Source organism: Methanosphaerula palustris E1-9c, from assembly GCF_000021965.1.
Taxonomy (GTDB): domain Archaea; phylum Halobacteriota; class Methanomicrobia; order Methanomicrobiales; family Methanospirillaceae; genus Methanosphaerula; species Methanosphaerula palustris.
Window position 1 is genome coordinate 151,852 of record NC_011832.1, and the last position, 19,518, is coordinate 171,369.

19 protein-coding genes and 1 tRNA gene are annotated in these 19,518 nt (G+C 58.5%); 11 read left to right on the plus strand and 9 right to left on the minus strand.

The genetic code is table 11. The features are described 5' to 3' along the window. Position 1 precedes the first annotated feature (1 nt). A complete protein-coding gene (gene cas7d, locus MPAL_RS00655) occupies positions 2–988 on the plus strand; it encodes a type I-D CRISPR-associated protein Cas7/Csc2 (protein ID WP_012616839.1) in 987 nt (328 codons plus the stop codon). Positions 989–999: 11 nt separating this feature from the next. Then, positions 1,000–1,749: a type I-D CRISPR-associated protein Cas5/Csc1 gene (gene cas5d / locus MPAL_RS00660; RefSeq protein WP_012616840.1), complete on the plus strand. Its 750-nt coding sequence runs from the start codon at positions 1,000–1,002 to the stop codon at positions 1,747–1,749. A 305-nt stretch (positions 1,750–2,054) separates the two neighbouring features. Here the strand turns inward: cas5d and MPAL_RS00665 are convergent, their stop codons facing one another. Both MPAL_RS00665 and MPAL_RS00670 read right to left on the minus strand, forming a co-directional pair. After that, positions 2,055–3,818: a right-handed parallel beta-helix repeat-containing protein gene (locus tag MPAL_RS00665; protein WP_012616841.1), complete on the minus strand. Its 1,764-nt coding sequence runs from the start codon at positions 3,816–3,818 to the stop codon at positions 2,055–2,057. Between the two features lie 171 nt (positions 3,819–3,989). Next, a complete protein-coding gene (locus MPAL_RS00670) occupies positions 3,990–5,696 on the minus strand; it encodes a right-handed parallel beta-helix repeat-containing protein (protein ID WP_012616842.1) in 1,707 nt (568 codons plus the stop codon). 205 nt (positions 5,697–5,901) lie between these two features. Here MPAL_RS00670 and MPAL_RS00675 point away from each other — a divergent pair, with 205 nt between their 5' ends. From MPAL_RS00675 to MPAL_RS00695, 6 genes are all read left to right on the plus strand, one after another. Continuing rightward, a complete protein-coding gene (locus MPAL_RS00675) occupies positions 5,902–6,519 on the plus strand; it encodes an acyltransferase (RefSeq protein ID WP_012616843.1) in 618 nt (205 codons plus the stop codon). Between the two features lie 59 nt (positions 6,520–6,578). After that, positions 6,579–6,728, plus strand: coding sequence for a YHS domain-containing protein (locus MPAL_RS14895; protein WP_012616844.1), 150 nt, complete (start codon positions 6,579–6,581; stop codon positions 6,726–6,728). Between the two features lie 79 nt (positions 6,729–6,807). Further along, positions 6,808–6,878, plus strand: a tRNA-Gly gene (locus tag MPAL_RS00680). Positions 6,879–6,886: 8 nt separating this feature from the next. Beyond that, positions 6,887–7,567 carry a DUF5612 domain-containing protein gene (locus MPAL_RS00685; protein ID WP_012616845.1) on the plus strand — a complete coding sequence of 227 codons (681 nt, stop codon included), beginning with the start codon at positions 6,887–6,889 and terminating at the stop codon, positions 7,565–7,567. Next, the gene (locus tag MPAL_RS00690) at positions 7,567–8,148 is read left to right on the plus strand and encodes an L-threonylcarbamoyladenylate synthase (RefSeq protein ID WP_012616846.1); all 582 of its coding nucleotides are present in this window, start codon (positions 7,567–7,569) and stop codon (positions 8,146–8,148) included. The genes MPAL_RS00685 and MPAL_RS00690 overlap by 1 nt, the downstream gene beginning before the upstream one ends. After that, a complete protein-coding gene (locus MPAL_RS00695; RefSeq protein ID WP_012616847.1) occupies positions 8,139–9,074 on the plus strand; it encodes a nucleotidyltransferase domain-containing protein in 936 nt (311 codons plus the stop codon). Before MPAL_RS00690 ends, MPAL_RS00695 begins: the two co-directional genes overlap by 10 nt. Here MPAL_RS00695 and MPAL_RS00700 read toward each other — a convergent pair. Beyond that, complete coding sequence (locus MPAL_RS00700) at positions 9,054–9,749, minus strand: CRISPR-associated protein Cas4 (protein WP_012616848.1); 696 nt, start codon at positions 9,747–9,749, stop codon at positions 9,054–9,056. The genes MPAL_RS00695 and MPAL_RS00700 overlap by 21 nt on opposite strands. Beyond that, complete coding sequence (locus tag MPAL_RS00705; RefSeq protein WP_012616849.1) at positions 9,721–11,490, minus strand: thiamine pyrophosphate-dependent enzyme; 1,770 nt, start codon at positions 11,488–11,490, stop codon at positions 9,721–9,723. Before MPAL_RS00705 ends, MPAL_RS00700 begins: the two co-directional genes overlap by 29 nt. Positions 11,491–11,705: 215 nt before the next feature. Between MPAL_RS00705 and eif1A the strand changes: the two genes are divergently transcribed. Beyond that, positions 11,706–12,014, plus strand: a complete 309-nt coding sequence (gene eif1A, locus MPAL_RS00710) for a translation initiation factor eIF-1A (RefSeq protein WP_012616850.1) — start codon at positions 11,706–11,708, stop codon at positions 12,012–12,014. 56 nt (positions 12,015–12,070) lie between these two features. After that, entirely contained in the window at positions 12,071–12,502 is a 432-nt protein-coding gene (locus MPAL_RS00715) for a GNAT family N-acetyltransferase (protein ID WP_012616851.1), read from the plus strand. A 96-nt stretch (positions 12,503–12,598) separates the two neighbouring features. On the opposite strand, the gene MPAL_RS00720 is transcribed toward MPAL_RS00715, so the two are convergent. After that, positions 12,599–13,444: an aldo/keto reductase gene (locus MPAL_RS00720; RefSeq protein WP_012616852.1), complete on the minus strand. Its 846-nt coding sequence runs from the start codon at positions 13,442–13,444 to the stop codon at positions 12,599–12,601. A gap of 103 nt (positions 13,445–13,547) precedes the next feature. Further along, entirely contained in the window at positions 13,548–16,061 is a 2,514-nt protein-coding gene (locus MPAL_RS14040; RefSeq protein WP_012616853.1) for a PAS domain S-box protein, read from the minus strand. A gap of 9 nt (positions 16,062–16,070) precedes the next feature. Here MPAL_RS14040 and MPAL_RS16060 point away from each other — a divergent pair, with 9 nt between their 5' ends. Beyond that, on the plus strand, positions 16,071–16,208 hold the full coding sequence (locus MPAL_RS16060; protein ID WP_158303596.1) for a hypothetical protein: 138 nt from the start codon (positions 16,071–16,073) through the stop codon (positions 16,206–16,208). Between the two features lie 32 nt (positions 16,209–16,240). On the opposite strand, the gene MPAL_RS00730 is transcribed toward MPAL_RS16060, so the two are convergent. Genes MPAL_RS00730 through MPAL_RS00740 form a run of 3 tightly spaced genes read right to left on the minus strand, consistent with a single transcriptional unit; the run spans position 16,241 to position 19,447 of the window. Beyond that, entirely contained in the window at positions 16,241–16,501 is a 261-nt protein-coding gene (locus tag MPAL_RS00730) for a hypothetical protein (protein ID WP_012616854.1), read from the minus strand. Between the two features lie 58 nt (positions 16,502–16,559). Continuing rightward, positions 16,560–17,639: an ABC transporter permease gene (locus MPAL_RS00735; protein ID WP_012616855.1), complete on the minus strand. Its 1,080-nt coding sequence runs from the start codon at positions 17,637–17,639 to the stop codon at positions 16,560–16,562. After that, complete coding sequence (locus MPAL_RS00740; RefSeq protein WP_012616856.1) at positions 17,636–19,447, minus strand: ABC transporter permease; 1,812 nt, start codon at positions 19,445–19,447, stop codon at positions 17,636–17,638. The genes MPAL_RS00735 and MPAL_RS00740 overlap by 4 nt, the downstream gene beginning before the upstream one ends. Positions 19,448–19,518 lie beyond the last annotated feature (71 nt).

Genomic DNA, 19,518 nt, shown 5'->3' on the forward strand with positions numbered 1-19,518 from the left:
CATGAACGACGACGTGATTGAACGGTTCAGGGAAGCGATCAGGAATTATACCCTCGAAAAACCCGAGAAGAAGCCGAAAGGCCGATATGTAACCATTCTGATTCTCCGCGAGTTGCTCTCGGCGGCCCGATTCACGACAGATGGCGTGGAGGCGAACTCTGCGATCATCCGGGTGGGGGAGGCTGATAAGATCGTGGGCAAGCTCTTCGGTCGCAAACAGGTGGCGAGCGATCGCCGGATGGCGAAGGCAATTCAGCGGGATCTGATCGATGAAGAGATGAAAGAGATCAACCGGAACTGGGACGGGTGCTCGATGGAGGTCACGAAGATGTGTCAGCAGTGCCCGGAGTGTGCTCTCTTTGGAAGCGCTGCATCCGAGGGGGGAGTCAGCATCACCTCGCGGGTGATGTACGACGAGGCGTATACCATCCGGGACCTGAACGCCGTGGTCGAAGAGTTCTTCCAGAACGCACCCGGGGACGCCTATGTCAGGAAGCCGACCCCCGGGATCCGCGAGCCGGACTTCTTCAAAGAGGGCGTGCTCTTCCCCTGTGTGATCACACTCAAGGACGTCACCCCTGAGGAGGTTCTCTTCTTCTTGAACATCACTGATCGGAATGCACGGTATGGTGCAACCGGGACCCGATTCGGGAAGACCAGGAATCATATCCTCGGGGTCTATGCCGGCAAGCGTGAGGGACCCTCGAGCCTGGAAGTGACCCGTGCGATCATCTTCGCCCTGGCTGGAGGACTGGATTCGGCGTCGATCAGAACGGTGATGACTGCCGATACTCTCGACCTTGAAGCGGTCAAAGCGGCAGCCATTCATGGGTTTGAAGAACGTGCCGCTCGGTACAGGATCACCTTCCCTGCGGCATTCGATGAGGCCGGAACGGCTGAAATTCTTGGGGAGATCCAGGATGACACCTCTTTCAAGGCCATACTCGAGGCCCAGATTAAGAATTTACACGGATTCACTACGGTATGAGGATGGAGTCCATGCAGACGATCCATGCAGGCGTGAAGATGAGGAACCTGAGGGGGTTACGGGTTTACGAAGGGGTACTCGAACTCATGGGAGAACTCTTCTTTGCCACCCTCGAACCTGGAAACCGGTACGTGACGAAACCGCTGATCCTGAACACGGCACTCTATTATGCCCTGGGATACGCACAGGGTCTGTACGTGAACCGGACTGCGGGCCGGTCGAAGCGACAGCGACCGACCTATCGTGAGGATACGGCAGCACTGGCAGACCGGGTCTATGTTTCGGTGGCACGGCCGATCACTCCACTTCGTCTGACAACAGAGAATGCAAACGCCTGTGGCGACGACTACGTGCAGCCGAACCACCCAAAGAAACAGATAAACTCGCCGACAGGAAAGATGGGGACTCGAACACAGATTCAACCCGGAGCCCGGTTCCGCTTCTTCGTCATGTCGTTCGACGGGAGTGAGCCCGGTCTCCCGGCGTACATCCGCATCGGGAAGAAGCGGACCAAGGCTCTGATCGAGTGGACAGCGCTTTCGGTGCAGCAGAAGACGGGTTTGTTCATGATGAACCATCCGGTGCTCGTCGACGACCTTGCCCGGATGCCGGTTGGGGATCTCCGGTTCTCTCGAATGATTCCCTTCGATGTGATCGAGCAGGGGTGCTTTGAGGGTCCATTCTGTTCCTTCGTCTGTTCCAATGGGGATCCGATTAAATTCCCGACTGATCTCCGGTTTTTGCAGCGGGGGCGGGTGTGATCGTTGAGGAGTTCTCTCTGCGGCGATCCGATGGCAACCATCTTCTGGTTAGAGGATCAATTTGAATAATTGGGGAGATTAACCCACTCTTGCATCAGAGGAGAGAAAACCCGTTAGGGATTGAAATACATCTGCAGGTGCAGTAATTCATTGAGTTGGATCAGAGGAAAGAAAACCCGTTAGGGATTGTCGCCGTAGTCGGACTGGATCCAATCACCCCTGTGGTGTAGTGCATTTGGAAAGAAGACGGGATCCTCGTCTATCTCTTCATCGCCTTATTCTCAAGGAATTTGTCCGAAAAAAGGTTAAAAAGCGTAGGATCGGCCACCGAAGCCGCCCCAGGATGAGCCGATCGCCGTGGCCCTGAATGAGGAGGTCGACGTCGTCACCTGCAGTTTGTTCAGCCCTCCACTCTGGAATGCAGATGCACCCCCAAAGGTTCCAAACCCACCGGAGGAGAACCCGGTCCCTTTTCCAATTGAACTCCAGGGATCACTGCTCGTCGAGACCTGAGTCACGACTGGAGTCGCGGTCGCCACCGGTGTTGTGGTTGCGACGATCGTCACCGGGGTGGTGCTGACCGCCACCACCGAGCCGGTCACATAGACCGGCGGGACCGTGGCCGCGATGATATCAGCTGGCATCGTCGGTAGCTGGTCAGCGGATGCCGTCTTCAGCGAGTAGGTGTTGCCGCTGCCGTCCTTGTTGATGATCGGTAGGGATGAACCGTAGGCCGTGATGTCAAACGAGGAGCCCTCGACCGGCAGTTCGTACTGCGGCTGGCTGTAGTAGTAACCGAGATTGTCCTGGTACCCGCTCTCTCCGGCGGCGTTCGCTTGGAAGAAGTTCTTCACCTGGAGGTTCTTGGTGAACGCAGACCACAGAGCCCATCCCTTGTCGTTCCGTGCCTGGCAGTTGTTCAGGGTGATATCGGCGCATCCCTTGACGATCTTGAACCCGTAGGTCGAGCCCTGGTCGACGCAGTTGTTGAAGGTCGTGTTCAACCCGTCGTGGACGAAGAACCCGGCGTTCTTGTTGTTGACCGAGATGCAGTTGTTGAGGATCGCATTCCGGTGTATGTAGTAGCCTGAGACGAAGACATCATGATAGGGCGCCTGGGCCGGGTTGCGCTGTCCGTTGTTCCTGCTGACGCAGTTGTTGAGGACGACGTTCTTGGTGTTCAGATACCCCGGCTCGAAGTGGAACCCGTTCTCCCAGTTGTCCTCGGCGAGGCAGTTGTCCATCTCGACGTTCTGCAGGTCGTTGTCCTCCTGGATGTCGAACCCGGTCGCGAACTCCGAGCTCGAGCCGTCAGGGACCCCAAACCCGCACCTGACCGCCTGACAGTTGATGAACTTCAGGTTGCTGATCGCATAACTGCCTGAACCGACTCTGGTCCCGTCCTGCATTGTGGACCGGTTGGCGTTCATGTTGAAGCCGTGGGTGTTGCAGTCGATCGCCTTGCAGTTCTGGAAGGTGATCTCCCCGGTGTGGTCGTTGTCCACCCAGATGAAGAACATCCCGTTGCCACCTGAGGGGTATCGTATGCCGTTAGCTCCGATCGAGGTGGCTGTGATGTCCTGGAGGGTGACGTGGTTAGTTCGGATCAGAAAAAACCCCTCGCCGCGGAGGGTGAACCCCTTCACCAGCACGTTGTCCTGGTAGATATGGATCGGCTGATAGGGGTCGACCGCGTTGTAGACATCGATCGTCGTTTTATCCTCGCCGGCCCCCAGGAACTGCGAGTTCGCCGTCGGATAGATCCAGCCAGAACTGTGGAAGGTCCCCTCGGTCAGTTGCACGATCCCACCCTCTGCTGGGAGCATGTTGAAGGCATTGTTGATCTCGATCTGGTCATCGACACCATCGCAGAAGACCTGTGCGGTCTCCTTCGAGGTCTGACTGGCATCAGCCGCTGCGACGACGACCGTGGCGGTCGCTGCTACACTCTGGATCAGACAGAGCACCAGCAGCGCCCCGATGATCACCTCTATTCCCCATTTACCTCTCATCCTCTCCACCTCTCTGATTGGAAACCCGACCGGCAAGGCCGGCTGTAGGATCCTCATAATTAATTCTCTCTTTGCACTGCACCTACATAATCTGATCGACGTATAACACTGCGCCGAAGCCCTCCTGATACTCTCGGCTATGCCGTAAGTGAGTCCATCTGAAGGATGGAAAAAAACTAAAAAAGGGTATGAGAGATTTTGGTCTTGTTCTGGGGAACAGGATCCAGTTTAGAACCCGAAGGTTCTGCCAGTGAAGCCGCCCCACGTCGAGCCGATCGAAGCGGCAATGGACTGGGAGGATGACACCGCGACCCCGAGTGCATTCCCTCCACTCTGGAAGGACGAGGAACTGCCGAAGGACCCGAAACCGCTTGACGTGGAGCCGAACGACTTCCCGAATCCACTCCAGCCGTCAGAGGTCGTCGTGGTTGTCTGGGTCGCTGCCGGTGCCACAGTGGTCGCCACTGCTACAACCTGCGATACCTGGGTGGCACCCTGCGTGGTCGCCGAGTACCCGGTCACATAGACCGCTGGCACCGTGGCCGCTGTGATATCAGTCACGGTCGGCACCTGGTCAGCGGATGCTGTTTTCAGCGAGTAGGTGTTGCCATTGCCGGCCTCGTTGATGATCGGCAGAGATGAACCGAAGGCGGTGATGTCAAAGTTCGAATTCGTGGTCGAGAACTCATACTTTGGGCTGCCATAGTAGAACCCAATGTTGTCCTGGTATCCGCTCTTACCGCCGGCATTGGCCTGGAAGAAGTTCTTGACCGTAACCTTGTCTGAGAATGCAGTCCAGAATGCCCACGCCTTTTCGTTCCGTCCCTGGCAGTTGTTCAGGGTGATATCTGAACTCCCCTTGACGATCTTGAACCCGTACGTCGACCCGATGTCGACGCAGTTGTTGAAGGTCGTGTTGGAACCGTCGTGGGTGAAGAACCCTGCGTTCTTGTTGTTGATCGCCACGCAGTTGTTCAGGATCGCATTCCGGTGGATGTAATACCCTGATACGAAGACATCGTTGAAGGGTTCCACAGCCGGGTTGCGCTGCCCGTTGTTCCTGCTGACGCAGTTGTTGAGGACGACGTTCTTGGTCCCCAGGTAGCCGGGCTCGAAGTGGAACCCGTTCTCCCAGTTGTCCTCGGCGAGGCAGTTATCCATCTCGACGTTCTGCAGGTCGTTGTCCTCCTGGATATCGAACCCGGTTGCGAACTCCGAACTGGATCCGTCAGCAACACCGTACCCGCACCGGATCGCCTGGCAGTTGACGAACTTCAGGTTGCTGATTGCATAACTGTTGGTTCCGGTCCTGGTCCCGGTCGAATTGATACCCGTATCCCGGTTGGCGTTCATGTTGAAGCCGTGGGTGTTGCAGTCGATCGCCTTGCAGTTCTGGAAGGTGATATCCCCGGTATAATTGTTATCCACCCAGATGAAGAACATCCCGTTGCCGCCGGATGGTTTACGAACGCCGTCAGCCCCGATGGAGGTGGCTGTGATGTCCTGGAGGGTGACATGGTTGGTCCTGATCAAGAAGAACCCCTCACCACGGAGGGTGAACCCCTTGATCAGCACGTTGTCCTGCTGCACATGGATCGGCTGGTAGGCATCGGTCGCATTATAGACATCGATGGTCGTCTTGTCCTCGCCTGAACCCAAAAACTGCGAGTTTTGACTTGGATAGATCCAGCCAGAACTGTGGAAGGTTCCCTCCGTCAGCTGCACAATTCCACCCTCCGCCGGGAGCCGGTTGAACGCTTCATTGATCCATGCCTGATCATTCGTGCCCGGACAGACGATCTGGGCGGCTGCCTTGGAGGCCGGGCTTGCATCTGCTGCTGCCACGACGATCGTCGTGGTTGCGGCCACTGTCTGGATCAGACAGAGCAACAACAGTGCCCCGATGATCATCTGTATCCCAATCTTACCTTTCATCCTTGTTTCACCTGGTAGTTTTCTGGATCGGGCTGAGGAGCAGCTCCGCCCAACAAATACTATAGTTTAAGCGTTGGTAGTGGAACTACATAACCTCATCTCTTTCTGCATGCAGGTTATCTCACTATAAGGCATATCCGCACTGTTGACCACCTGGCTTCTGTTATCCTTATATCCATGCGCGGGAAACCAAGTACTGACTATTGTGTATGACGCCATCTATGAGATCAAATATCGGGCGCGACGCCTGATCGATACTCATCCGCTGCTCTACCGGATGCTTGAGAAGAGCTGGTATGTGGCTTACTGGTCGATGATATTTGGCGCCAACATGACCGGCAAGATCCCGATTCATCATCTGCGGGACTTTCTCTACCGGACTGTCTTTCATATCCGGCTCCCGAAGTCTTCGACGATCTATGGTGGCAGCACCTTCTTCTCGCCCTGGAAGATGCGGGTTGGCGAACACTCGATCCTCGGGGACCATGGATTCTTCGATGCCCGCGAGAAGATCCTGATCGGGAAAAATGTGAACATCGGAAAAGAGATCCGGATCTACACCCTTGAGCATGACATCCTCTCTCCAACCTTTGGGGAGAAGGGCGGACCGGTGACGATCGGTGACTGGGCGTACATCGGTTCCCGGGTGACGATCCTCCCGGAGGTCACCATCGGGGAAGGTGCGGTCGTCGCCTCGGGTGCAGTCGTGACCAGGGATGTCCCCCCCTGGGTGATGGTCGGCGGTGTGCCGGCCCGGTACCTTCGGGACCGGCCCAAGGTCGATTACACTCTCGGTGAGTTCGCCAAGATTCTCTTCCAGTGACCAGGGGGACCGAACTCTTTTTCTTGTCTATCAGTCTATGACTTGACGGAGAGATATGAATGGCGATCGATCCGATCTGTAAAATGACGGTGGATGAGAAGACAGCGAAATTCACCAGCGAGTACAACGGGAAGACCTACTACTTCTGTGCGCCCGGGTGCAAGAAGACCTTTGAGAAGGACCCGGCCCGGTACGCAGATACGGTATGATCGGCCCGATTCCCTCTTTTTACGGGGCCTGGACAAAAAGATACTTATCCGTGGCTGAAAATAACTGTATACCAATACTGCGATAGTAGTCTAGTGGTAGGACAGGAGCTTCCCAAGCTTCTAACTCGGGTTCGAATCCCGGCTATCGCATCGATTTTATGAGCGAACCTGACGCTCCTCTCTCTGCAATCCGGATCATTGCGGAGAACAGGAAGGGTGTGCTGCGTGATATTGCTTCGGTGGTCGCTGATCATCAGGCCAATATCATGATGATCCACCAGGAGACGTTTGAGTTTGGACCATGTCGCGGACTGGCAGAACTCTATGTCGAGTACATGGGCTCCACCGACCAGCAGCGTCTGATCACCGACCTCGCTGCAATCCCGTCGGTGAACGGGGTCCGGGGATACCACCCATTCTCTGACATCTACGGCTCCCGGGTGATCATCATCGGCGGCGGCGCTCAGGTCGGTCAGGTGGCGGTCGGAGCGATCAACGAGGCCGACCGGCACAACATCAGGGGGGAACGAATCTCGGTGGACACGATCCCGCTGGTCGGGGAGGAGACCCTGGCCCTGGCCGTCGATGCGGTCTCACGGTTGCCTCGCGCTTCGATCCTGGTGCTGGCCGGATCCCTGATGGGCGGAGCGATCAGCGATGCGGTCGATCGGGTGAAGCGGGCCGGGATCCCGGTGATCACCCTGAACATGGCCGGGAGTGTTCCGGAACATGCGGATCTGGTCGTGACCGATCCGATTCAGGCCGGGGTCTTTGCAGTGATGCACGTCTCAAAGCGGGCGGTCTTCGATATTGCACGGGTTCGAGGGAGAGTCTTCTGATGGACAGAATTAAAGAAGCAGTGAAGGTGTTGCACCGGGATGGACTGGTTGTCTATCCAACCGATACGATCTATGGACTCGGGGCCGACGCCCTCTCGGATGAGGCGGTTGCGGCGGTCTACGAGGCGAAACACCGGCCTCTTGCCAAGCCGATCTCGATCGCCGTCAGCGACCGGGACATGCTCGCGGCGCTGGCCGTGGTGACCCCTGTGGCGGAACAGTTCATCGAAGCGTTTCTGCCGGGGCCGTTCACGGTGGTGCTGAAGGCGAAGAAGGTTCTTCCTGAGACGCTGACCGGGGGGACCGGGATGATCGGACTCCGAATTCCGGACCACCCGATTGCGCTCGAACTGATCCGAGAGTTCGACGGCCCGATCACCGCCACCTCGGCGAACCTCTCCGGCGGCAAGGACCCGGTGACGATCAACGATGTGCATGTCCGGTACGACCTGCTGATCGATGCAGGCCGGCTCACCGGTCTCCCTTCGACGGTCGTCGATCTGGTGGATATGCGGATGATCCGCCCTGGCGAAAAATTCGACGAGGCTGCTGCGTTTCTCCGGAAGATCCGATGCGACTGAGTCTGCCCCTCCGGATCCGCGATTTTCTGCTGGACCTGGATCGGTGGATCTACGCGGTCGCCGCCTACGACAACGAGGAGCGGGCCGGCTGTCTTCTCCGGTATGTCCCGGACTCTGCAGGGGACCGAGTGGACTCTGCCGGGAGGCGATACCGGAAGGTCGGGTTCGAGGAGGGTTACGAGCTCCTCCGCGACAACAAACCTGAGTTCCTGGACCTGCTCCACCGGGTGCCCTACGACCAGGTCAGCAGGATCCTGAAGCCTGAACTCGAGTGCAAGCGGGTTGAACGCGAGGAGCCGCGGGTGAAGGCGATAGCAGATCACCTCGCTCTTGGCCCCGGCACATATGGATGCAGCGGTTCGCGCCTCTGCGGCCTCGCCAATGCCCAGTCCGACATCGACCTGGTCGTCTATGGGCCTGCCTGGTTCACCGCTCAGCAGCACCTGCAGCAGGCCATTGCGGAGGGAAGGATCCAGGACCTGGACGAGAAACTCTGGCAGCGAGTCTATGCCAAGCGGAACCCGTCGATCTCCTATCCGATCTTCCGGGTGCATGAAGAGCGGAAGTGGAACCGTGGGCGGATCGGAGGTACCTACTTCGACCTGCTGTACGCCCGCTCCTACGACGACCTCGCCACTGCCCTCCCTTCAGGGAAGGGGGCGGTGCTCGGCAAGGAGACGGTCGAGGGGGTCGTCACCGATGACCGGCTCGCCTTCGACGCCCCGGCCATCTATCCGCTTGAGGGGGCGACGGTCGATAAGGTCCTCTCGTTCACCCACACCTATACCGGCCAGGTCCGGGCAGGGGAGACCCTGCGGGCGAAGGGGATGGTCGAGCAGCATGGTGACGAGCGGTGGCTGGTCGTCGGCACCACCCGCGAGGCGAAGGGCGAATATATCATCTCCCTAACCCTGCTCGAAGCGTGACGAGGCCCCCTGCCGGCAGCGGTCGGCAACCGGGCAGTTCGTGCAGGGCGGGTTCAGCGGCCGTTTTGGGACTTCACCGCTGATCACCCGTGCTGCGGTGTCTCGTCCCGTTAAAGCGGCCCGCCGATCCCGGGGTGAGATCGGGCAGGTCCGGATCACGCCATCCGGGAGATAGACGACGACCCCTTCCCTGATCGGCATGTGGTAAAGTTCCTCCAGGCAGAGGGCATAGGCCGTGACCCTGATCCGGTCGGTGGTATAAATCCCTTCATTCGGTGCCGACGAGGACCTGATCACCCCGAAGAGACCATGAGGCCCGCCGGCCAGGTCGACGGTGCCCAGGATCCGGTGCTTTTCTGACCGAACAGGTACGTCCTGCTCGGTGAAGGGCGGCCAGACCATCGTCCTGCAGGCGAGGAGAGAGGTCGAAAGAAAGATCTTCATCGCCGGGTCGATCTCTGGCATCACCGCCTGTACCTCCTTCCAGAGCAGGTCCGGGTCAGTGGACGCTCCACGATGGCAGGCGATCTCTTTTGCAATCACGTACCTGGCCGATGGAGGTTGGTCCAGACCCTGAAGATGATAGAGTCGGAGCGGGCAGCGGTGGGCTGTCACCAGTTCAGAGACCCTGACCGGCCGTGACCGATCAGAACCGTCCCGGGTCAGTGGCCACATCGATCACCACCACCTCCTTTGATGCGAGCCCGGCCGTGACCGCCGGACCGAGGTCCTCCGGCTTCTCCACCCTGACCCCGACAGCCCCGCAGGCCTCTGCATACGCGGCAAAGTCCGGGTTGACGAGGTCGGTTCCGTAGTTTTCGTAGTTCTCCATCATCTGCTCGACCCGGATCATCCCGTACTGCCGATTGTTCATCACGACGATCACCATCGGCAGGTGGTACTTCACCGCCGTCACCAGATCCCCCATCGCCATCACGAACCCGCCGTCCCCGGTGATGCAGACCGTCGGCCGGTCCGGATAGGCCAGTCTGGCTGCGATCGCCCCGGGAAAGCCGGCCCCCATCGTGGCCAGGTAGCCCGACATCACGAAGACCTGCCCGCGACTCTGGAAGTTTCGACCAAACCACCAGCAGTTCTCCCCGACGTCCACCGAGATGACGGCCTCCTGCGGGACTGCCCCGGAGAGGATCTTCATGATCGTGGGGCCCGGAATCGGGCTCTGCATCACCGCTTCGCTATCGATCTGGTCGGTCCAGCGCTGCTGCATTGCCCTGATCTCCCTGGTCTGCCCGGTCTCTTCTCGCTCCCGAACCAGCCGCGTGAGCTCCTCAATGATGAGAGCACAGTCCCCGAGCAGGGGGATAGTTTGGCTGTTCTTGCCGAGTTTCAGGGGGTCGCGATCCACCTGTACGATCGGCCGATCCAGAGGGACGTTCGTCATCGAGGAGAACCCGACCCCGAGGGTGATCAGCAGGTCGGCACCGTTCACCAGGGTTCGTGCATCCGGCGAACCGACGTTGCCGAGGATCCCGATCACCTGCCCGGTCCCTTCCGGAAGGATCCCCTTGGCCCGGAACGTGGTCAGGATCGGGGCCTTGAGACGTTTCGCGAGTTCGGCTACGGCTTCTCCATCCCGATAGGCTCCAAACCCGGCGATGATCACCGGTCTTTTCGCCTGATCGATCGCCCTGGCGGCCTGCTGCAGGTCATCTTGTTGGGGCATCACCTTCAGGTCCATGAGACACCCCGGCCCGCTGCAGAACCTGACATCCAGAGGCTGCTTCTGGATGTTGTTCGGGACCGAGACCTGGGCAACCCCATGCTGGAGGATCGCACTCTTTAGTGCCGTCGTCATGATCTGGACGGTCTTTGAACGGTCATGGATCGTGGTGTTGTAGACGGTGATCGGCCGGAAGAAGGCGTCCTGATCGATCTCCTGGAACCCGCCCGGCCCGGTATACTGATGCTCGACCTGCCCGTTCAATGCGATCAGGGGGGCGTGATCCTCCTTCGCGTCATAGAGGCCGGTCGCCAGGTTGGTCGCCCCGGGGCCGCCGATCGTCAGACAGACGGCCGGCAGACCGGTCAGCTTCCCATAGGCCGCTGCGGCCATCGCCCCGTTCGCCTCGTGCCTGACGATGATGTACTCGATCCCCTCCTTCTTTCTGATCGCGTCGACGAGGCCGAGCGAGGAGGTGCCCGGGATCCCGAAGACGTACCTGATCCCTGATGCAGCGAGGTGGTCGATGATCACCTCGCCGACGGTGGTCGTCGCAGAACTGTGCGGGTCAGCATCCGGGACCCGGAGAAAGGCATCCTTTCCCGCCCTGCAGATCGGGCATCGCCAGTCTTCGGGCAGGTCAGTGAAGCGGGTACCTGCCGGGGTTCCGGTCTTTGCTTCTCCATCCTTCTCGTCATAGATATATCCACAGATCCTGCATCGCCACGCCGTCATCAGTGATCTCACGATCTATCCTGCACCACCCTTCATATAAAAAACAGACCGTCTGGCAGCTGGCCAGGCTGTGTCTTTATTCAGGGAAATATTAGTTCATTATGGGCTTATATGCCGGGTTGGAACGATGTCTGCCCCTTCAATGAGTAGAAATATATTCTCGTAATGCATAGATCGGGATCGATGAGTCGGAGTGAGCGGAAGGGGCGTGTGCTGTGACCGGGAAGAAGCCGGCTCCACCTCAAGGTGAGGAGATCGTCAGGGCCAGGCTGCCTCAGAAACGGAATAGTGAGATCTTTGGACGAGCCGAGATGATGATGGGAGCCAACCATATCCGCGTTCGGGGGGAGGACGGGGTGACCAGGACTGGGCGGATCAAGGGCAAGATCAAGAAGAAGGTCTGGATCCGCGAGGGTGACATCCTGGTCGTCGTCCCCTGGTCGTTTCAGGACGATAAGTGCGACATCGTCTACCGGTACACCGCTCCTCAGGTGGACTGGCTCCGCCGGACCGGGCACCTCTGACCTCCCGCTTCTCGATTTGGGGCAATGCTTTTGCCCCTGGTGCAGTACAACTGATCATGGTGACCGTGACCGTACGCGAACTATCGACCGATGAATTTCCACTCGTCGAGGCCCTCTGGGTTCACTACCATGGACAGAAGACCGACAGAACCATTGACCGGATCGTCGGGGCCTTTGTCGACGGAGACCTCGCGGCGGTGGCCCGGTGCCGTCGCCATCCTGACGGGCTTGAGGTGGACGGGGTCTTTACCTCAGAAGAGCACCGTGGTCAGGGGCTGGCCCGCCTGGTGATGAAAAAACTCCTTTCGATCGTTGGAGACCATCTGCTCTACCTCCACTCCACGCTCGTCCTGACCCGGTTCTATGGCTCGCTCGGGTTCGTTGCAATCCCAGAACATGACCTTCCTCCCACGATAAAAGAGCGACTTGCGTTCTGCTTTGGCGAGATGAAGGGGTGTGGGGTCACCCCGATGCGGCGAAACCCCTGAACCTCTCCTTCGTTGAAGGCCTCTTTTTGGCGATCTCGTTCGCCCTGACCCTGTCGATCAATCCGGGGGATCTGCTTAAGATCGGTTGATGGGGGGTCAGACCCGGGATCGGTAGTAGGCGAACGCTGCTGCATGCGGCAGAAATACCGCTGCCAGGCGGTCTGCTTCCTCTATTTCAAGCGGACCAGCCCTGCCGGCCGTGACGAGTGCCAAAACCTCCTCTTCGGTGCCGCAGCCGACGATCACCTGATCCACCTGCTGGGCGAGGGCGAACCGGATCAGCACATCAGCGGTGATCCCCGCCTCTGGGAAGAGGTAGTGGCCGGCGCCGAGGGTCTTCATTCCGATCACCCGGATCCCATGGTTTCTGGCCGGCTCCATGATCGTCTCCAGGAATCCGCCTGGCCCCACTTCGTTTGGGTTCACCGGCATCAGCACCGTGTCGATCGGCCAGTACTCCACCGCATGGGCAAGGATCCCGGGATCTGCATGACCGGTCGCCCCGATATACCTGGTGACCCCGGTCTCCTTCGCCTCCATAAAGGCACGGAGTGCCCCTCCGGGTTTCTCCATCTCCAGCAGGTCATGGTCTGTCCGAATATCATGCACCTGCCAGAGGTCGAGGTGGTCGGTGTTGAGCGCAGTGAGGGAGCGTTCCAGATCGGTCATCGCCCCGCTATAGGTACGGGCTGCCGACTTGCTGGTCAGAAAAGACTGGTTCCGCTGCTGCTGATGATCCCGCCAGAACTCACCATAATACTCCTGGCTCCCGGCATAGGCGACGGCCGAGTCGAAGTACCGGATCCCCTCTCTATAGGCGGCCTCGATCACTGTGCGGGCGGCTGCATGCCGGCCGGTTGACCTGAGTACCCCTTCGCCCCCGAGCCCGACCCGCAATTTTCCGGGAAAAGGGAGATCTGGAGTGGGATTTTTTTTGGGCATATGGATCGGTATTCTTCTACAGATGGTTCAAGGTAATAAATATTGTGAACCATCTGACCCGGGGAACATCAGTTCAGATCGCCATTTCTCCCTGTTTTATTCTCTACCGGATACTTCCCTGTATCCTGGTGGACCTGCCTTCTTCGATGATCGGGGATGCGTTCACCTCCGCGGTGCACTGGCTGCCATCGATCCGCAGCACTCCGATCCCGAGTGCCTCCCCCTGTGAGGAGGTCCCACCATCGATCAATCTTCTGATGTATGCACCGACCCATTCCCGATCACTGGTGACGATATACCTGAGGAATGACTGTCCGATGATATCATCCGGCACCACCTGACCAAAGAGGCGGGCGAGCGTCCGGTTGGCGAAGGTGATGATCCCTGCAGTATCGAGGATGAAGAGACCATCGCGGCTCTCGTCGATCAGGGATCGGAGCTGCAGTTCGTTCTCTCTGAGCATCTCGATCCGGGTGCGGAGTTCCTTCTCCTGTGCGGCCAGGTGCTGATGTGCTGCACGAATCACCTCTTCGGCATCTTTGCGCCCGGTGATATCCCAGTATGTGGTGATCCTAAGTATCTCGCCGTCGACGGTGATCTGGTGGGTGTGCATATCAGCCCAGAACCTCGAGCCGTCTCTGCGCAGTCTCTGCGCCTCGTACGGTTCGTACGAGGCGATAGCCACCTTCTCCCGGATCAGTTCAACAAACTCTGGGGCGACCAGGGTGAGCATGTCTCTGCCGATCATCTCATCATGCGAGAACCCGAAGAGTTCGCAGGCCCGTTCATTGAGGTCTCTGACGATGCCTGATTCGTGGATGACGATCCCTTCAACTGTCGCTTCGGCCAGTTGTCGGAACCTGGTCTCACTCTCGCGGAGTACCCGATCGTGTTTGGCCAGTATCTCATTCTGGGCACGGAGTTCCTTATTTCTCTGCCGCAGGGCTTCTCTTGTCCTCTTTCGTTGAATGATCCGCCACATACCACCCATCAACAGCGTCAGCTGGCGGACATCCGCGTCATCGTAGTCAGATGGTTTGTTGCCGACCCCGACCACGATCACGATCCGATCCCCATCGAAGATCGGTACGTTCATGTGACAGGTCAGGGGAACGTGACCCCTGGGCAGCCCCTTCTTCAGACTGCTCTCTGCCTGGTAATCGTTGGTGATGACCGGAGACCGCTGCCTGACCGCCTCCCCCCAGAGGCCGGTTTCATCGATCGGGTACCGGATCGGTCGCTCTGCAACTCTGCACTCCTCCATCGCAGACTTTGACCATGCATACATCGTCAGGATCCGCTCGTCCTCATCGTAGAATGCGATATAGCCGATGGTGCTCCTGGTAAGACGGACCGCCTCATCCATCGCAAAGGTTACCAGTTCATGGATCGTGGCCGTCTCCTGTTCGTTGAGCCGGACCAGTGCTTCGAGCCGTTTCTCGTCGAGGATGAGTGCTTCCTGTGCCAGCTTCTGTTCGGTGATGTCGAGCAGAGAGACGACACTCTTTCCGGTGCCCGGGATGCTCCCGAAATGGATGAGAACGTTGCGGATGCTCCCCTGACTGGTGACGAACCGGAACCCGTATTTAGCAGGGATCTTATCGGGGCTGACTCTGCGGTGGTGGTGGTGGTGAAGATCCTTTACAAGCTCCAGGTCATCCAGGGCGATGAACTCAGTCCACCTGAGGGTTCCTTCTATCGCATGGGAAGGCTCACCCCAGAGATCTGCAAAGGCTTCGTTGGCCCGCGAGATGATGCCGTCCTCTTCGATGATGACCGTCGCCGCCTCGGTATACTGAAAGAGAGCACGGTAATACTCCTCTGACAGTCTACGAGCTTCTTCGGCCCTCTTCCGCTCTGTATTGTTGAATATGACGCCATCGAAGACAAGCCGGCCCATCTCGACCAATGGGTTGGAGACGGCACTTATCCAGATCTTCTTCCCTGAGGGCTTGATATACTGCCCTTCAAACTCCCAGATGGTTCTGGTGCTGATGGCGTGCCGAACTGAACTTATAAACCGTTCCTGGTCCCCCTGCACGATCTGTTCAGTGAGCTGGTCAAAGAAGGTGGTGGGTTCGTTCTCAAGGCCGAGGATCTGCCGGCTTCGCTCACTGATATAATTGAAACTGATCGTCCCGTCAGGGTTCACCGAGAGTCGGTAGACGACGCCGGGGATGTTGGTGGCCATCGCGTTCAGCTGTTGTTCCCGCCGCTTCAGGGCATCCTCGGCCCTCCGGCGTCGGATAGCCTGGCGGACCTTCTGGATGAGTTCGGCGAACTGGGCCAGGGGGTCCCCTCCCTTCTGAAGGTAGAAGTCCGCCCCCAGGTCAAAGGCCCTGATCGCCACCTCCTCGCGTCCCCGCCCGGTGAAGAGGATGAACGGGAGGTCAGGATACCTGCTCCGGATCTCCTGTAGCAGTTCGATACCGTCCCGCTCTGGCATCTGGTAGTCGGAGATGACCAGATCACACGAAGTGCTCTCCAGAGATCTCAGTGCCTCCTCGACCCCTGTGGCAGTGGTAACTGAAAATTCTCCTGTCCGTTCGAGGAAGATCGTACCGATCTCAAGCAGGGTCGGCTCGTCATCCACATACAGGAGGGAGTCCATTGTCATGATATCTGGATGAAGAAGAAGGAAATAGGTTTCTATCCCGGTTTTCCAGGGATAATGGAGGATTATCCACTACTGATTGTCAGAGATACGATATTCCAGATGGACTGCACGCATTTGGATGATCATCATGAGATGAGGAAAGGATGACGGATGGTCAATCATGTTCCCGGGTCATTATCTTACTGCCCGGTCTTTTCAGATTGGGACGCCCAGTCCTTGTTTTCGGTCAGAAATGCCTTCTCCTTCTCTGCGGCTACCTGCGGATCCATCGTCGCCGGCATACAGATGCATCGGTGTTCGACGAACCTTCCCTGGACGAAATGGCCGGGTTCGCCACCCTTTTTGCAGGTGCCGAAGGTATCGGTATCAAAGTCATGATACATCAGTTCGTGCCCCAGTGCGGTGCACTCCTGCTGTGCCTTCTCCCAGTTCTCTGCCATATGCGAAACTGGTCGTACAGGTATATAGTGGTTCTGGAAGGTTATGATCCTCCTGGGATCATCCCTCGATGAACCGCCTGGTGATGATCCCAGCGTACTTCGTCGTCAGCATCGAGAGGAGAACGATCGCCGCTAGCACACCGGCCAGGATGATCCAGTGCTCGTCTCCAATCGCCCCGATGCTCAGCCGTGCGATCAGGTTCAGGGGGTTCAGCGGGAAGGCCAGGGCCCCGAGCATCACGATCACCAGCGCCGTCGAGAAGATGAACTGTGCTGAGGTCCGTTCCCGATAGTGAAGGGCCGTCAACGCTCCGAGCAGCACCAGCAGAAATGACCCGGCCGTGACATGGAAGAGGATCTCTGGTCCGTGCAGGATCCCGATCCCGTTCATCTGCAGCAACACCATCCAGGCGCCGGCCTGGATTGGAACCAGTACCAGGCAGGCCGCGATCTTGCCCCAGATCACCTCGGCGAACGAGACCGGGGCGGTGAGCAGCACCTCGAGGGTTCGGTGCTCGTACTCCTCAGTGATCAGATCGATGATCATCGCCGACGAGATGATCGCCGGCATGAAGACCAGCAGGGGGATGAGCAGCCCGTAGACGAACTCAAAGAAGTCGGTACCTTCGGTCTGGGCAGGGAACTTGAGGGGGATCGGCACCTCGGTGATCCTGGCCGCCCGGACCTGCCGGAGCTCCTTCTCGTAGGCGACGAAGGCGTCCTTCAGTCGGACATTGACGACGGCCGATTGGAGATCGTTCTGCTGGGTGTACAGCGTGACCCTGATCGGATCGATCGCATCCGGTCGGGTATCGGGGACATAGACCACTGCAGAGAGTTTTCGCTCAGAGAGGGCTGCGAGGCCGGTGGAGAGGTCCATCGGGTAGACCTTGAGGTCCTTTGCCTGGTCGATGTACGACGCGAGCGTTGAATCGTTCCCTGCGTAGCCGATCCCGTATTCGGCATGCGAGTACCGGGAGATCGCCGCAGGGTCGTACATCGAGGTGAGCCCGACCATCAGGAATGAGGAGAAGAGAGCGATGAAGACCTGGAGCATGATCGCAAGGATCAGCGTCCGCTCGTTCAACAGGCTCTGTATCTCCTTTTTGCAAATAATATAAACCGTCCGGAATTTCACAGTGACCACCCCATGATCAGTACCAGGTTATAGAGGGTATGGACTGCGGTCGCCAGCACCAGTCCGGGGATGTACCCACGTTTTCCACCCACCTTCAGCGATACTCCGACGATCAACACCCCTGCGAAGTGGAGGAGAAACGGCATCCAGAGCACCTGCAGCGAGGTGAAGAGGACCGACCCGAAGACCGACTCGGTGATCTGGGTCAGCGTCACCAGCAGCAGCAGTTTCTCGCCGACCAGGAAGCCGATGGCTGTGACAGCCGCGGCCGGGATGAGCCGTCTCCAGGTGAAGAGGTCCGGGAGGACGGTCCGGAACGCCACGAGCCCGATCGATTTTACCAGTTCCTCGATGAAGGCCGCGGCGATGATCAACAGCACCAGCGAGTACGGCATCGGGAGGTTGAAGAAGAGGACGAGCGTCATCATCTGCGCCATGAAGACGAACGGGATCAGGAGCAGGTTCAGCAGGAAGAGCGAGAGGAACGGCCGTTTCTTTGAGAGTGCGGTTCCGATGAACTCTCTGACCCGCGGGACCAACCGGTGCTGCGAGAAGAGCTGCTCCTCGCCGAAGTTCACGACCCCGATGTAGAAGAGGACCAGGCTGGTCAGGTAGAAGAGGATCGTCGAGTAGCCGTAGTCTGCCAGCGTGAACCCATCCCCCTGCATCGAGAGGACGATCAGCGTCAGCGGCGAAATGAGCGAGACGACATGGACGTTTGCGAAGATCGAGGGGAAGAAGAGGTATGACGTCGCGATCGTCGAGAAGAAGATTGAGATGAACGAGAGTTCCTTGTAACTCCGTGCGATCATCCCGATGATCATCGCGCTGGCCAGGAAGAAGAGGATCACCGGGAAGAGGGCGGCCAGGATCACGAGGGAGGCGTGCAGTATGAGCAGGAGCACGGTCGCCGCCAGGAACATCAGGAGCAGGTAGGGCAGCGCCTTGCCAAGGATGATCGCCACCGGGTGGATCGGTGTCGAGAGGAGCGGTTCCCCCCGCCGCTCCACCCGTTCGTTCATGATGCTCATCATGAAGAACTGGGAGGTGAAGTACAGCGGGAAGATGAAGACGAAGATCAGGATGATCGAGTCGAACGGCAGGGGCGGGGAGATCTGCGAGGGTATCTTGACGTTCGCCTCCTGCTGCACTCCCTTCGATGTGAGGATGTTCGAGTACCTGGCCACCTGATCGTTCTGGTCGGAACTGCTGGCCACCTGCTGCCGAAGCTGGTCCGGGGCGATATCGATCGCTGCCGGCGGGGTGGCGACCTGCACCACGGTCCCTTCAGGCACCGGCTGACCTGCGGGGGGTGGTGCAGCCACCTGCTGCCCGGACTGGGTGGCGACAAAGTCGAGTTCACTCTTCACATTCTGCAGGTCGATCCAGAGCGGGTATGCGGCGAAGAGGTCCGGCTGACTGGTGTAGACTGCGTTCACGTACCGACTGTAATCCCGGGACAGGGTCAGCAGCGCAGCCCGGCCACGCTGAGTCGGGGCTGAGGTCGCCTGCCCGTGGGTGACGACCAGGTCGTACCCCCCGGTGCCCGTCAGCACGGTATCGGTCGGCAGCGTTGCAACTGTGAACCGGGTATCCCCGGCGAAGACACTGGCCAGCACGGGGTCGTCGACCCCGATCGTGTACAGTTTGTCCTGCAGGTGCATTCCGTTCTGGGCGGCGAACCCGGTGACGGCGATCAGCAGGATGAAGAGCACGATTGAGAGGGGAAGCACATCCCTTCTCATCATCGTCAGCGATCGCTTCACCTCCCAGCGGGCGATGGTCAGGGTCTGAGCGAGCAGGTGCATGATAGGGTCCGATTATTCTCTAATTGAGGTGGTATGCACCATGATAAAATATAACTGGTGTCTGGGGCAAT

Coding starts and splice junctions, on each gene's coding strand:
- MPAL_RS14895 (WP_012616844.1), top strand. CDS start 6,579: ATGGCGATCGATCCGATCTGTAAAATGACGGTGGATGAGAAGACAGCG.
- MPAL_RS00695 (WP_012616847.1), top strand. CDS start 8,139: ATGCGACTGAGTCTGCCCCTCCGGATCCGCGATTTTCTGCTGGACCTG.
- cas7d (WP_012616839.1), top strand. CDS start 2: ATGAACGACGACGTGATTGAACGGTTCAGGGAAGCGATCAGGAATTAT.
- MPAL_RS00720 (WP_012616852.1), bottom strand. CDS start 13,444: ATGCCCAAAAAAAATCCCACTCCAGATCTCCCTTTTCCCGGAAAATTG.
- MPAL_RS16060 (WP_158303596.1), top strand. CDS start 16,071: ATGAAGAAGAAGGAAATAGGTTTCTATCCCGGTTTTCCAGGGATAATG.
- MPAL_RS00690 (WP_012616846.1), top strand. CDS start 7,567: ATGGACAGAATTAAAGAAGCAGTGAAGGTGTTGCACCGGGATGGACTG.
- MPAL_RS00700 (WP_012616848.1), bottom strand. CDS start 9,749: ATGTGGCCACTGACCCGGGACGGTTCTGATCGGTCACGGCCGGTCAGG.
- MPAL_RS00715 (WP_012616851.1), top strand. CDS start 12,071: ATGGTGACCGTGACCGTACGCGAACTATCGACCGATGAATTTCCACTC.
- MPAL_RS00730 (WP_012616854.1), bottom strand. CDS start 16,501: ATGGCAGAGAACTGGGAGAAGGCACAGCAGGAGTGCACCGCACTGGGG.
- MPAL_RS00685 (WP_012616845.1), top strand. CDS start 6,887: ATGAGCGAACCTGACGCTCCTCTCTCTGCAATCCGGATCATTGCGGAG.
- MPAL_RS00670 (WP_012616842.1), bottom strand. CDS start 5,696: ATGAAAGGTAAGATTGGGATACAGATGATCATCGGGGCACTGTTGTTG.
- MPAL_RS00740 (WP_012616856.1), bottom strand. CDS start 19,447: ATGCACCTGCTCGCTCAGACCCTGACCATCGCCCGCTGGGAGGTGAAG.
- cas5d (WP_012616840.1), top strand. CDS start 1,000: ATGCAGACGATCCATGCAGGCGTGAAGATGAGGAACCTGAGGGGGTTA.
- MPAL_RS14040 (WP_012616853.1), bottom strand. CDS start 16,061: ATGACAATGGACTCCCTCCTGTATGTGGATGACGAGCCGACCCTGCTT.
- MPAL_RS00705 (WP_012616849.1), bottom strand. CDS start 11,490: ATGACGGCGTGGCGATGCAGGATCTGTGGATATATCTATGACGAGAAG.
- MPAL_RS00665 (WP_012616841.1), bottom strand. CDS start 3,818: ATGAGGATCCTACAGCCGGCCTTGCCGGTCGGGTTTCCAATCAGAGAG.